This is a genomic window from Roseateles albus (assembly GCF_028595345.1).
Taxonomy (GTDB): domain Bacteria; phylum Pseudomonadota; class Gammaproteobacteria; order Burkholderiales; family Burkholderiaceae_C; genus Paucibacter_A; species Paucibacter_A albus.
In genome coordinates this window covers 38072-52342 of sequence record NZ_JAQQXT010000022.1, presented here as the reverse complement: position 1 = coordinate 52342, position 14271 = coordinate 38072, and the positions used below count along the sequence as shown (strand labels likewise).

Annotated in this window: 7 protein-coding genes and 2 pseudogenes; 5 read left to right on the top strand and 4 right to left on the bottom strand. The window is 58.9% G+C overall.

Annotated elements, in window-relative coordinates; all coding sequences use genetic code 11:
- Window positions 1–742: 742 nt before the first annotated feature.
- The 3 genes and pseudogenes from PRZ03_RS23115 to PRZ03_RS24140 all read left to right on the top strand — a co-directional run.
- Window positions 743–964 (top strand): MbcA/ParS/Xre antitoxin family protein, encoded by a 222-nt coding sequence (locus tag PRZ03_RS23115; protein ID WP_273602465.1) that lies wholly within the window; start codon window positions 743–745, stop codon window positions 962–964.
- Window positions 965–1792: 828 nt separating this feature from the next.
- Complete coding sequence (locus tag PRZ03_RS23110; protein ID WP_273602464.1) at window positions 1793–2593, top strand: PEP-CTERM sorting domain-containing protein; 801 nt, start codon at window positions 1793–1795, stop codon at window positions 2591–2593.
- Between the two features lie 1739 nt (window positions 2594–4332).
- Window positions 4333–4419, top strand: a pseudogene (locus tag PRZ03_RS24140) (PEP-CTERM sorting domain-containing protein); the annotation flags it as partial.
- 318 nt (window positions 4420–4737) lie between these two features.
- Here the strand turns inward: PRZ03_RS24140 and PRZ03_RS23100 are convergent.
- From PRZ03_RS23100 to PRZ03_RS23090, 3 genes are all read right to left on the bottom strand, one after another.
- Complete coding sequence (locus tag PRZ03_RS23100; RefSeq protein WP_273602462.1) at window positions 4738–7578, bottom strand: ATP-binding protein; 2841 nt, start codon at window positions 7576–7578, stop codon at window positions 4738–4740.
- 182 nt (window positions 7579–7760) lie between these two features.
- Complete coding sequence (locus PRZ03_RS23095) at window positions 7761–7904, bottom strand: DUF2721 domain-containing protein (RefSeq protein WP_273602470.1); 144 nt, start codon at window positions 7902–7904, stop codon at window positions 7761–7763.
- 278 nt (window positions 7905–8182) lie between these two features.
- Window positions 8183–9337 carry an SGNH/GDSL hydrolase family protein gene (locus PRZ03_RS23090; protein WP_273602461.1) on the bottom strand — a complete coding sequence of 385 codons (1155 nt, stop codon included), beginning with the start codon at window positions 9335–9337 and terminating at the stop codon, window positions 8183–8185.
- Window positions 9338–9746: 409 nt separating this feature from the next.
- Here PRZ03_RS23090 and PRZ03_RS23085 point away from each other — a divergent pair.
- Window positions 9747–10043: pseudogene (locus PRZ03_RS23085) on the top strand (SDR family NAD(P)-dependent oxidoreductase); the annotation flags it as partial.
- 173 nt (window positions 10044–10216) lie between these two features.
- Here the strand turns inward: PRZ03_RS23085 and PRZ03_RS23080 are convergent.
- Window positions 10217–11347 (bottom strand): rhomboid family intramembrane serine protease, encoded by a 1131-nt coding sequence (locus PRZ03_RS23080; protein WP_273602460.1) that lies wholly within the window; start codon window positions 11345–11347, stop codon window positions 10217–10219.
- 249 nt (window positions 11348–11596) lie between these two features.
- Between PRZ03_RS23080 and PRZ03_RS23075 the strand changes: the two genes are divergently transcribed.
- Window positions 11597–14167, top strand: a complete 2571-nt coding sequence (locus PRZ03_RS23075) for an ATP-binding protein (protein ID WP_273602459.1) — start codon at window positions 11597–11599, stop codon at window positions 14165–14167.
- Window positions 14168–14271: the final 104 nt, after the last annotated feature.

Here is a 14271-nt window from a genome sequence, read left to right as displayed (position 1 = left end):
TCGCGGACACCTGAGCTACCATCAACCCAGGCACTTGCGCGCGCCCAAACTGTCCGCGATCAGTTTGAAACGCTGTCCACCATCACGCTGAAATGACTGTCCGGGATCGCTGAAATCCGCAGAAGGAAGGTATCCGAAGCCGATAAGGCTCTCCGAGAGGAGAGTTGCTTGGCCCGAGCCGGTGATCGCGGCCTTGCAGCGAAGCCGGGCTATTTGTTGATCGGCGATGTTGACGCCTGCCGAATTTTGACCAAGGTCAGTCTTCTGTCAGCGTCAACCACGCCAAGGAGCAGTTTTGAAATTTTTCCGTGAAGGCGATAAGAGCCAAGCGTTTTGCCAAGAATGCGCAGCCCTTTCCTCCACCACTTTCGTGCGAAGGACTATTCCTTTCTCCGACGGACGTGGCGAGGCCAAAAACATTCTTGCAGCTTGCTGCGATTTATGTGGACGTACGGTGACCATCCCTCGTCAGTCAACCCCGGCCATAAAACGATCGCGTGTCGCATAGGGCGATTGTCATCACTCGTAAATCGCTACCTGAAGCCAGCGGTGGCCTGATGCGTTTTTGCAGCCTGTGAAAGCTGTCATTGGGTCAGATAGGGGCTAGGCAGCTTCATTAGAACCATTTAGTCCCAACTTGGCGCACACTCCCAGCATCATGCTACAGCCGAGGCGCTGGTCGCGGCTCGCGGCTTGCAAATTGATCATAGTGATTGCATGCAATGTTGGAGCTTGGACGGTCGTGAAATCGCTTGAGACCTCGAATCACAGTGAAACCGATGCTGCTGAACTCGCTGCAATGGCTCGCGACACCTTCAAAACAGAAGCAGACGCAGACGGATGGATGCGAGAAGAGCACCCTCTGCTCGACGGACAGAGCCCGTTCATGGCGGCGCAAACAAAAGCCGGTGCAAAGCGGGTGAGCGAAATCCTGACAGCAATAAAGTGGGGAGGTGCTGTTTGAAGACTTTGTTCTACTTTAGACAACAAACTGCAGCGTCTTTCAATCAAGCCCCGGGCCTTGGATACAGCGCTTGCGATTGAGCAAAATGTTGACGGCAGGCGCGGTGCCATGCGATTTGCAGCTTTACGCATACATGCGTAAATTTTCGGCATTCCGCAAATCGAGCAAAAACTATGGCTTTTGCGCGAGGAAATCATGCCGGCCTTGACCAAAGCCGGCGTGCTACACCAATGAAAAGGCCCCTCACCGTTACCGGGAGGGGCTCGTATTTTAAATTTCGGCTATTTGCAATTCTGAGGATTGATAGCGGAGATTTCGAAGCCCCTCCTGGTTCGGTGCCAAGGTTGAAATGAACTTTTTGGGTGGAACCTCGTTACAAACCAAATTGGTTGATGCTGAGTGCGCATGAAGTGGCTATACCTGCTACAGGCTGGCAGCAGTCGCTCGATTTTGGTGAGCAAACAACCGCTGCGGTCGAAACCGGACATTGAGCTTTTCGTTGGACGAATGTCTGCTGCACCCCCCGAAGCTGCCGATCGGCAAATCTGCGACGCGAGACCATCAGGGCATGAGGCGCCGGCCGATCCAACGACAGCTTTCACAAGCTGCGAAGTGGCTTCTGGGCCCGCTGGCTAAAACGGCGAACGAGTCGGCGGCGGTCAACTCCGTGCCCAAAGCAGCCACTTGCCCAACTTGCTTCCCGGCGCTTTTTCGGCATCTCCAACGTTACCCCCCCCCCTAGAACCAAAGACAAACCGGGAAAGGATTGCAGCTATCCTCCGCGAGCCTTTTAGGCTTACTCACTCCATTCGTCTAAGGGAAAGAATAATGAAACTAGCCGCGATTGTCTTGTTGTTACTTGCATTCGGAGCCCGCCAAGCCTGTGCGGCTGAATACCACGAATCGATCCCCTATCTTGATGACCCAAGTCATGCAAGCATAACCTTCACTAAGGCACCGGCTCCTTCAGTCTACGCTAGTGCTGCCGTCAGCAGTACGGCTCAGGGGCAAATGGTGTACACGTTTGATGTTAATGGGGCGCAGCCTGATTCCTATGTCCCGGTTAACTTTGCGGGGACGTACAAGATGGTTTTCCAGGGGGATGTTCCAGGTCTTGGGCAGGGGCGCTGGTCAATGCTCGGAGCATCATTCTATTCTGGATATTTTGATGTTGATGGAGGTTTTCATTTTGAGGGCGTTAAATTCTCGGCAGGCTGTAACCGAATCAATACTGGCGGGTGTGATGTGGAATCACTAGGCAGCATGCCGCCCAGTACGTACTCGAAAATTGAATTATCCAATACAAAAATTGGAGCTGCTTCTATATTGGGCGAATTTGGAGGCACTTTATATATTCCAATTAATTCAAAGGGCGATGCGGTCGGAGTAGTCAACTTATTTGCCTTTGCAGGTTCTTTTGGGCTTCAGTCGACCTCATTCATTGACCCTAGGCTCCAAATTGATGAAGCGTGGCTAGCCGCCCATCCCGGGGTAACGATTACCTTACCCGACGGGGTTGGCAATGCGACTAGTCCGGTCCCGGAACCTTCAAGTTATCTCTTGCTGCTGGCTGGCTTGTGTCTGATTGGTGGCGTATTCACAAGAAGATCAACACTACGGAGGATTTGAAAATGAAGAACACCTTCTTCGCTTTATCTCTTTCCGCATGCGCCAGCGCTTCATGGGCAACGCCGGTGACGTACTACAACGAATTAGTCGACTTGAATGGCGGATACGTCGGAGTATCGTCCAGTCCACACGCTACGCCATCGGTCTATACGAACAACTCGACTGGCACCAATTTTGCGTTCTTGAGATCTGTCGAGTTCAATAGCACGCCGGCTCCTTCTGTCCAAGCACGCTCAACTGTGTTCAATCCCGGCGGGGGTTTCTCAATTACCAAAGCCACCGGCGAGCTTTCATATGACATCGGTATCACTGGCCCAGCATCTACTTGGGTGCCCGTCAGTTTTTCTGGGATCTATGCGTTCGGGGGATATGACTTGGCTGGCGTCACAAATTCATTGGCGTCGACTGCGACAAGAGTCAACTTCTCTATCGACGGATCCGCACCGACGTTCGACTACCAGTGCTCATACCATCTGTGCACCAATGGCGTGTACGGCAACGACCACGCCAGCATCACCCTCTTTGAAACGCTCCAATCGATTGATTCGTTTGCAGGCTTCTTCATAGGGAAGTTCAACGTTCTGACGGATGCGTCGGGCTTCGCAACACGACGAGTTTCCATGATGGCTTCAGCTTCAAGTATTTCTTCAGGTGCGAGCTTTTCCGCTTCGGCATACGCATTCCTGGACCCCGAGTTTCATATCGACCCCACCTGGCTCGCGCTGAACCCAGGCGCCTCGGTGTTAGTGCCAGAAGGAGTGGGCAATGCCATCTCTCCAGTGCCCGAGCCACGCTCATGGCTGCTGATGATGTGCGGATTGTCTCTGCTTAGCCTCGGGCTGCACAAGCGCCTGCCTGTTCAGTCGCAGTCCATTGGATGTGAAAGTGCGCGACATGGGTTTGATGCCCGCAAGAGAGTGCTGGCCATTTGTGCAATGGCTCTAGCAGCGGGCCTGTGGTCCTCGGGCGCGCGGGCTACCACTGAGATAACCTATCTCTTGCGCGGAAATGGTACTCCTGGCACAGGCTATGTTCACCTGCAAGACCCACAGGGCACTGTAAGTCGCAGTTTCACCAATGACCACTTTGCCTATGGCCTGGGTGCGTCCCACGCTTCGATGGCCGCGCTTGTGGACTACGGAAAACTCAAGATTGAGGCATCCAGCGATGGTGGTCCATTATTTGGGTACGCAGAGGTCGCTGCGGGATTCCGGGACACTATCCGGATCGATGCTCCTGGACAGGAGGGAAAAACAGGTTTCGCTGCCATCCATATCGATACGGATTGGCAACTTACTGCATTGGCCAGCACGGGTGGTGGCGCATTCAGTCAAGTTCAAGCCGATGTTGTAGTCGATGGGAGCCACATCGGAGTGCTTCAAAATCTAAGGGTGGAGTGCCCGCCTGGACAGGGTTGCATTACTACGAATGCTGGTCCCCAACTTAGCGTGTTCGCAGCAGGCCAGCCGACTTCGACAGGCTGGATTACCAACTCTGGTGCATGGGCCTACCTGCCGTTTGTTTTCGGCAAGAATTCCAACATAAACATGAGCTTTAGCGCATTGACGCAGGCCGAAGGACCGTTCGGCGGTCCACACGGCGAGGCTGCGGTCGATGGATTTCATTCGCTGTACTGGGGTGGTATTTCGAGCGTTCTAGACGAAGGTGGCAATGCAGTGAACTTCTCCCTCACTTCCGGTTCGGGCACCGACTACCGCGATTCGCTCAAGCCGACGACGCCAGTGCCTGAGCCATCGAGTTACGCACTGATGCTCGCCGGTCTTGGCCTCATAGGTTTCGTTGCCCGCCGCCGCAAGCAGCAGTAAGCGACTGGCATCGACCGCACGACAGAACCGGCTTAAATGGCCGGTTTTTTTATGGACGGCTGAGAAATTCAATCCCTGCCGATTCACCCCTGCCCAATACAGATGTCGTGCGACTGCTCAGGGCACCCTCTTGCCGGCCACTCAACGCACTCGATTGACAAGAACTGGCCGGAACCGTGAGGCCGCATCATCGCCCGTAAGCCGACGTTGACCAAAACGGTCGGCGCACAGAGTGTCAGCTTTGCGGTGCCTGTTCGAACTGTCGGCCTGGTGCAGGATCAGCAAAGGCAGCGTCCACCCCGAGCAACCGGCAGGCACTTAAATCCGGAACATAGCCCTGCGCGGAAAGCTCAAGATGAAACGACTGCCCTGACCGGGCGAGGACTGCGCATGCAAGTCACCGCCCAGCACCGTAGTGACGATTCGGTAGGCCACCGACAAGCCCAGGCCGGATCCGCCGCGCCCGAGTTGAGTGGTGAAAAAGGGATCAAACACATGGGCCAAGACCTGCGGGCTCATGCCGAGGCCATCGTCCACCACCTCAAGCTCGAGTAAATCGCCATGGTCTTGGAGCTCAATGGCAATGCGCCCGTATGCGCGCCCCTTGAAAGCATGAGCCAAACAGTTTTGCAGCAAGTTGCCCAAGGCCCAGCCTAAAGGCCCGGGGTAGCTGTCGCAGAGCAGCGCCTGCGGCACCTCGATATTCACCTGCAGGCTGGACAGATCTGCCGGCACGTTCAGCGCAGCCACGCAGCCTTCCACCAGCGCCCGCAGATCAAACTCGCGCCGCTCTTCAGCCGCCTGGTCGACCGCCAGCTGTTTGAAGTCGGCTATCAGACCGGCCGCGCGCTGCATGGACCTCGTCACCAGGGCCGAACTGTGCATGCCATCGGACACAAAGCTATCCAGCATGGCGCGCCGCAGCTGCCCATCGGCCAGCCCTTGCGCGATCTGATCGAAGCCGCTCTCCAAGGTCGTGCTCGCCATCAAGGCATTGCCTATCGGCGTGTTCAGCTCATGCGACAGCCCCGCCACCATCGCGCCCAGCGAAGCTAGTTTTTCCTGCTGCACCAGCAAAACCTGCGTGCGCTTCAAGGCCTGAATCGCCTCGGCATTGGCCAATGCAATCGCGCCATAGGCACACAGGGTCCGAAAAATCGCGGTCTCCCGCTCCCCGTAGGCCTGCTCGCGGCTTGACTGTATCGTCATGGCACCCAGGCAACGCTCACCCACCGTCAGCGGCGCAAACATCATGCTCAGCGTGGGCAAGGTGCCGGGAATCAGCAGCGGGCTGCTCGTGCCCGCCGCCAACGAGCGCACTATCTCTAGACCATCGCGCACGCAGCGGGCCAAATTGGCCTCAGGGTCATCCAGCGCAATGCGATGGGGACTCAAGCGCTGACCACACTCCTCGCGCAGCGCACTGTGTAAGAAGCGGCCTTGCTCGTCTAATAAATAGATCGAAAAGCTGGGGGCATCGAGCAGGCCCTGAACATGGCGGGCCAAGGCATTGAACACCGCCTCGGCATCCAGACTGGCGGTGATTTCACGGCCAATTTTGCCCAAATCTTCCAAGGTCGCATTGGCGCCCAGCAAGGCATCGGCTCGGTGCGCCTCAGCCAGAGCTCGTTCGGCTTGGGCCTGGGCGAGCTGTTTCAAATGTTCCGCTTCCAATCGCGCACGTTCCATCTCGTGACGGATCTGCACCGCCATGGCGCGATTGCCGGCTTCCCTGGACTGGATGCGTTCACGCGAGAGACCCGCCTGCAAGGCCAGTTGATAAGCCTGCTCCAGCTGACCCAGGCGAGCGTATTCGCTGGCGGCATCTTCCAGCAAGGCATGAGGCACAACATAGCCATCCAGTTGCGACGCCAATGCCAGGGCTTGATTGAGATAGTGCAAAGCGGGGCTGCTGACATCTCGGCCCTGCTCAGGAGCCGGCATCGGCAGGCCGAGCTGCCCCTGCAATCCGGCGACCACCTGCAAAAGCTCGATTTGTTCAATGCGGTAGCCCCAGGCATGACACAGGCTGAGTGCCTCCTGAGCATGGGCGAGCGCTTGGTCCGGAAGGCCCAGCTGCTTCTTCACAAGGGCCAAGCCACGCAAGACGTCGATCAAGCGGTCTTGTGCCGCCATGTCCCGGCACATCGATTCAGCCTGCCTGAACCAGTCCAAGGCTTGCGCAGGTTCGGCCAAGGCAAGGGCGATATCGCCCAGCTCAATGATGGCGATCAAATAGTTGCGCGAGGCCTTGACAGGCTGCAAGGCATGGATGGCATCCAGCAGATGTGCCTGTGCAGCGGCCGGCTGGCCAAGATGGCGCAAAGCCTCGCCGGTACGCTGCAACATGCTGCCCGTCAATATATCCAAGCCAGCGGTGCGGGCAATATCCAAGCCGCGCTCGGACCACTCGAGTGCCAGCGCCGGGTTGTTCAATTGCAGGAATGCAAAACTCATGCTGGCCGCCGCCGTTACTGCTTGTTTGATCTGACCGGTCTGCAATGCGCTCGAACAGGCCATCTGGAAGTGCCAAGTGGCTTGCCGATGCTGGCTCGCCAGGCCTGCCAACAAGGCAATGCCGGCGTGCAACCAAGCCGCCGCTGCCGGATCAAGCGCCGGCCCCTCCACCAAACCGCAATTCGCCAGCAGGGCCTGGGCCGCCAACGCGTCGACATAGACCTGCACATAGATGCTGCGGGCTAGGCCCATCTGCTGACGTTGCCCATCGTCACTGGCGGCGTAGGCCTCACACGCGCACTGCATGTCTTGCAAGGCCTGCTTCGGCACACCGCAGTCATTGCTGAGGAAGGCGGACAGCCAGTACACATCTCCGCGTCCTACCGGGTCCTGCAGATCATCGAAGTCGGCTAGCGCTTCTCGCAGCAGCCGTTGAGCCTGTTCCAGATCGCCAAGCAACCAAGCACCCTCGGCCCGAATCAGTTGCAGACGTGCTCGGTCACGCGGCCACGCTCTGTCACCGCAAGCGACCGAGATGAACATCCGTTCCGCCTGATCGGCTAACTGCAATGCTCGGCTGATATCGCGTTGGCGCAACTGCCAGGCCAGGGCCAACATCAAGGCGGGAGCCGCTTCGGGCGATGCTGCAGCCAGCTTGGACTCCAGCCGCCCGAGATCCTCCGTATTCGCAAAGAATTGCATGCCGCCCCTACGCCCTCTGTAGACGCCGCAGTCTACAAGGCCGTCCATGCTTGTGCTGCGTTAGTTCGTCATGGCACCAAAGAAGAAGCGAACCCTCCAGCCTACTGGCGATGATGCGGCCTGACACTCCCGGCCAACAGCCTGCCCCGGGTCTGCCGCGTGCGGCACTGACGCCCGGGACTTTAGCGGGGCACAAGGTTCGGCGCTCGGAACTCCTCTATGAACAGCGTCACGATGACCGTGCAGACCATCAGCGCGGCGCTGGTGCAGTAGTTGATAGCCCAACTGGCCAAGTGGCGCCGGCGTTCAAGGCAGGCGAGTTCCAAACGTGCCAAGGCGACACCGTGTTGGGCATCATCTCAATCCGCGACCTGATAGAACTCATCATTGCCGAGCATGAGGCCACGATCTCCCACCTGGAGAACTACATTCGGTCCTGATCTGAACGACCACGGACCGGCCGTCGCCAAACGTCCACTCTGGTTGTTGTGGATAGCTAGCCATAACGGCCATAAGCCGGAATAGTTAACAACTGATGGCCTGAACCGCATTCCCTCGGGCAGATCAGACCTTGGGCGTCATTCGCTGCCGACAGTCGAGCCTGCTAGGGCGCAAGGGCCAGCGCCTTCTTCAAACTTGGGCTGATGGCCTCGGCCATGCGCAAGAAACCTAAGTCGGTGGGGTGGGTGCCATCGACCGTGGCCTCACCGTCTTGACCCAACAAGGACTCGCCAGGCACGAAGAAAATGCGTTCGTCCTTGGCCATCAAAGCCGAGACGATGGGGGCCAAGACGGCGTTCTTTAAGGCATGGCCCGTTTGGTTCATTGGCCCCAGGCCCGCGTGCTGATAGCTGATGTTGCCGAGCAAAATGATGGGCGTGCGCGGGTGCCGGGCACGCAGACGGGCCACAAAAGGCTCAATGCGCTCGGCAATTTGCTGCGGCGTCATGTTCGGCAAGGGGTCCAGGATGAACACGCTCGGGTTCAATTCTGAGATCAAGTCCGCCGCGACCATCTCGGCATTGCCATTGCCAGAGAAGCCCAGGTTGATGACGGGCAGATCGAATTTACGCCCCAGAATGGCGGTGTAAGCCATGCCAGGGCGAGAAGCGCAACCACCCTGCGTGATCGACGTGCCGTACACCACCACCGATTGGGTACTGAGTGGCGCCATGGCCGCAAGCTTGGCGCCCGCGGGCACGCCGATCTGCAGGTCTTCAATGCCGTTGTACAGAGGCAGATACAAGCGATAGTCACGCATGCCGCCACCGGCCGGCACGCTGGCCAGTTTGACGAGATTGGTCGGGCTCTCGGTCGGGCGGCCCACGCCCAACCACTGCCAGCGCCCCTCGTGGCGCACATATAGGTCCAGCCCGCTCATCCCCGTGGCGGGCATGTGATCCATCGCCAAGCCGGGGTTGAGCAGGGTCCAGCGCGCGCCGATTTCGCTGGCATCGGTGGAGAAGTTGATTTCGATACCGGCGCTGTGGCGGCTCAAGCTCCAGACTTCGGGCCGCACGATTCGCTCTGCCCGCGCCGGCAGGCGATCCCAGGGCTTGGCCAGGTCTTTGACGGGCCAACCGGCGCTGCTGCGCCTGAGTTGTAGGGCCGAGTACCAACTCAAGTCACTGCCAGGCTGGCTGATCGAAAAATTTGGGTCCAACTTCTCTGGGGCAAGTGCCGAGACGCCGGTGCTGCTGATGGCGTAGGTCGGAACGAAGACACAGACCAAACCAGTGATCAAAGAGTGAAGCTTCATGCAAACGAGCCCATGTATTGCGAGGAGGAATGAGGGACAGGTGAATAGAGGCAAGCCCCCCGATTCTGGCGCCCAGCCTTGCCAAGGCTGGGCCTGCGTGCAAACTTCTTCTCGGGCGGGGCGCCAAGAGCTGAGCACAGCCCAATGCGCGGCCTAGTCGGGGTGGCAGGACTTGACCCTCATTCCTCTATCAGGCTGTGAGTGACGAGGCGCATTGGGCACCCGAATGACAGGAGTTGGTCAGTTGCGTGAGTCCGCATCATCGCCAGCAAGCCGCCGCTGACCAAATCGGTCGGCGAATCGAACGTCAGCTATGCGGCGCTTGTTCGAACTGTCGACCTGGCCAGGCGGAGACATTTTGAGGGCACTTGCTGCGCAGCAACTCAGTGCCCAAAGCCGAAGTTCGGCGGCCCTGCGGTGCGGGCTGCCACAGAGCGTGCTGCACGTGTGTGACGACACCGAGCTGAAGATGGGCGCGTACTTCGATCTGGCCGCCGATCTTTGCGGCCTGCCGCGGCCGCCGCGCGTCTCGCGCGCCGAGGCGCAAGCGCAGTTGTCGCCGCAGATGCTGTCGTTCATGAGCGAGTCGCGCCGGCTCGACAACCAGCGCATTAAGCGCGAGTTGCGTTTGGAGCTGCGCTATCCGACGGTGCGCGAGGGGCTCCTCGGTGCACCGCTGCCGGGCGAGGAAGCCTCAGCCGATTAGCCGATGCCGGGCAAAGCATTCGCCCGCGCCGACTGCACGAGGCCCAGTACACGTCAATCGCGAAACCAGTGCGAGGTCGCCGCGCTGCCGATTCAAACCGGGATGCCCTGCAGGCAATGCCAAAAACAAAGCGCCCGCGGGATTGCCGCGGGCACATTCAGGCGAAGGTCGGTTCAGCTCTTGCGGCGACGCGCAACCCATGCCACGCCGGCCAAGCCGGCGATCATGAGCGCATACGTACCGGGCTCCGGAACCGGCGCCAGCGTCACGTTGTCGATGCCCACGTCGTATCCACCATTGGGGTAGATCCCGAACGTGCTGAATCGGATCGTGGCGGACGTGCCGGAGGAGGTGAAGCTGTAGGACTTCGCCACCCAGGTGTCCCAATAGTCGCTGGCCTTTGGAGGTGCGGTGAACGTCATTGCCGACGCACCGTCAGCAGTCACGATGACGCTGTCGGAATTGGTATGCTCCGACGCCATGATGAAGTTGACCGTGTAGGACGTGCTGGCCGTCAAGCCCGTCAAGGTCTGCTCGAAATACCGTGGTGCTTCGTAGCCAGCCACCCAGGCCCAATAGCGACCATCCATTCCCGAGCCGTAAGTCGTGCCGAACGGATTCAGGCCGAAGCCGTCGGCAGATGTCGCCCAACCCGTCGTGTCACCGGTCTCGAAGCTTCCGTTGACGAAGCCGGCCGCGCTGGCAGGGTTGGCGCTCATCAGCGCCGCGGTTGCGGCTGTTGCCGCGAGCAAGTGGAACTTGTGTTTCATGATGTTGGTACCCACTGTAAGTTTGTCGATCCAGGCCGCACCAGCAGCGACTCCCGCCGCTGGCCTCGGCGGAGTTGACACCCGTCGGTGCCAACGGCCAATCCCCTGAATGGGGGGGGGGGGCCAGCGATAGCGGCGTCCGAAAGGCGCCTGGCCGCGCCAGTAGCGGATCATCAGATAACCGCCAAGCGTCCCGCCCAGGTGCTCGAAGTGCGCCACCCCGGACTGCGTGCCGGTCACGCCGAGCGCCAGCTCCAGCCCACCGAACACCATCACGAAGGTCTTGGCCTTCATCGGGATCGGCGGGACCAGCGGCATGATGGTCCGGTTCGGAAACATCATGCCGAACGCGAGCAAGAGCCCGAACAGCCCGCCCGAAGCGCCCACCGTGGGCGCCGGCGAGCCGAACCTTGGGGAGGAGTCTTTTGAGGGTGAGGTCTTGAGTCTGAAGGCCGAATCGGTTCCTGCGACTCCATTTTTGGTTAGCCAGCGAACTTCCGGTATGGGCACCCTGCCGCCGGCCCCACTGCGCATCCGAATGTCAGGGCCTAGCAGGTAGCGTGAGGTCGCATCATCGCCAGCAAGCCGCCGTTGGCCGCATCAAACCGTTTCAACTTGCTGGAAGCACAGTCATTGGTGCATTGCGCAGACCATCCTTAGCGGCAAATTCAATCCCGGCGAAAGGATCGGTGCAGGCAAGAATGGAGTTGAACATAGACTTGGCGTTACTTTGAGCGCATAGGCTGCTGGTGTTGCCTGTGACAATCAGCACAGAGACCCGATATGTCCTCACATTTACCTTCTTTGATAGAACGCATCAGTTGGTTGAAGGAGCAATGGCATCTCTACGGGGAAGCGCCTTGCTCAGCTGAGGCTTTGATCGCACCCGCACTGCGCCTATATGAAGATCAGGTGCTGATGGAACGGCCCAGCGAATTCGGAGTGTTGCTGACGCTGTTCCTCTGTGAAGTGTTGCAACAGGTCCACCGCCGCGAGGAAGTGGCCACGCTGGTAGCGCGCGCACTGGCTTGGGCCGAACTTGACATCTCCAGGCGGGAGAAGGTTGCCCTCTTGAGTTGGCAATGCCGTATGCATTCGTTCTTTCAGCGTCAGGAAGAAGCTTTGACCTCCCTGGCGCAATTGAGCGAACTGACGCGAAACGAAAATGACCCGCTGCTGTTGGCGCAGCACCGCCGCGTCTTGGCTATGTCACTTTTTGCGCAGCGTGAATACCGGCGCTCGATTGAGCTGTACCGAGAAACCATCGAGCTATATCGGCGCTCTGGTGATGTGTGCGGATGGATAGGCCTTTTCACGTTGATTGCCCAACTCCACCGCAGATTGGGTGAGCGCGATGAAATGCTAGCAGCCTATGTCGACTGCGTCGCCGGGGCCGTCACACAGCGCCGTTGGGTTGAGGCCAGCAACGCCAGTACCGGAATCGCAGAGGAATATGCCGAACGAGGTGAGCACGCGCTCGCTGAGCTGGCGTTGAAGGATGCCCGCGACCTAGCTGGCCGAGCCGGCACGCTGCCAGTTTGGATGGAGTTGGAACTTTGCGCCACCGAGGCCGTTCTTTGCGCGCTAAAAGAGGATAAGGCTGGCGCAGTCGCATTAATGCGAAAAGCAATCGAATCCGGCAAGGCTCTCGGGTGGCGCGATATGTCCCAGCGCCTGCGTCAGATCGTGCCCTGGCTCTTGGACTTGGGTCAGGTCGAGGAAGCAGTGACCGCCCTTGAACGAGCCCATGGCTTGGAATTAGAGGCAGCGCACGAGGTCGGACGTAAACACATGGCCACCCAACTCAGGCTGTTGGAGGTAGATCATGCCAAAGCCGAGCAAGCTCGCAGTGTGGCTCACTCTACCGAACTGGCCGCCCGCAATCAGGCGCTGGAGCGGGCCAATGCCACGCTGGAAGAACTAGGGGGGGTGGGCCGCAACATTGCGGGTATTTTGAACGCCAACGCGATCTTTAGCGCACTCGATACGCATGTGCATGCGCTACTGGATGTCACGGCTTTCGTCATCTACCAACTTGAGGAAGATGGCCGGACGCTGAAGATGGTGTTTGGTGTGGAGGGCGGCCAAGCCGTGCCTCCGCACATCACCCGGCTTGATAGCCCGATCAGTAAGGCAGCCCTCTGCGCGCGCGAGCGGCGGGAAGTCATTGCCGACCTTTCGCAGGGTCATGAAGTGATGGTGCCCGGCACCCTGGCCAATTTGAGTGTGATGTTCTCGCCCCTGGTGGTGGGTGAGCGTTTGCTGGGCGTGATGACCATACAGTCTAGCAAGGCCAAGGCTTATGCTGAGCGCGAGGTGGCCATCTTCCGCACCCTGTGTGCCTACGGAGCCATTGCTCTGGCCAATGCACAGGCTCAAGCCCAACTGGTTCAGGCAGAAAAAATGGCCTCGCTGGGTCAGTTGGTGGCCAATGTGGCACATGAGATCAATACCCCGATTGGCGCCGTCAAGTCCAGTGGCGCCAATATTGCCGACGGACTCAAGGAGGCGCTGGCCGAATTGCCCAAGCTGGGTCGTTTGCTGAGCCGCGATGACGAACAGCACTTCATCGCTCTGGTCAGCAAGGCCTACATGCCTTCCGGCCCATTTAGTAGTCGCGAAGAGCGTGCGGCGCGCCGTGACCTCAGCGGGCAACTCCAAGCAGCAGGGCTGGAGAACAGCGAGCGGAAAGCCCGATTGCTGATGCAACTGCGTGCCCAAGACGGCTGGCAAGAACACCTGCCGCTGTTTCGCCACCCGGACTACGAGATCATCCAGAGCAGCGCTGAGCGTCTGGCCGCCATCATCAACAACACTGGCAACATCAACCTCGCCGTCGAGCGGGTGTCAAAAATGGTGTTGGCATTGAAGGGTTTTGCCAAGGCGGAACAAGCCGATGAGTGGGAACATGTAGACGTGCGCCAGGCCCTGGATACGGTCTTGACCGTGTACCAGCAGCACGTCAAACAGGGCCTTGAGTTGGTACTGGAATGTGAAGACTTAGGGCCCTTGCATTGCGTGCGTGAAGATATGAGCCAGCTCTGGACTCACCTGATCCACAACGCTTTGCAGGCGATGGAATACAAGGGCAGGCTGAGCATCGGCATTCACTCGCGCCGCCATGCCGGCCGGCGTGAAGCGGTGCTATCGGTCGGTGACAGCGGTCACGGCATTCCTGATGAGATCCGCCCTCGCATCTTCGACGCCTTTTTCACCACCCGGCGCGCCGGCGAAGGTAGCGGCTTGGGCCTGTACCTGATCAAGAAGATGGTGGACAAACACCAAGGGCGGATAGAAGTTCAGACTTCGGAGGGAGTTGGTACGACGATTGCCGTGCATCTGCCTTTGAACTAGGCAATTGAACCGCACCGGGGCGATTCAAACGTCAGCAATGCGCCGTTCGTTCGAACTCACGGCCTCGTGCGTGCCATGCCATTTCGGTGGTGCTGACGGTGTGG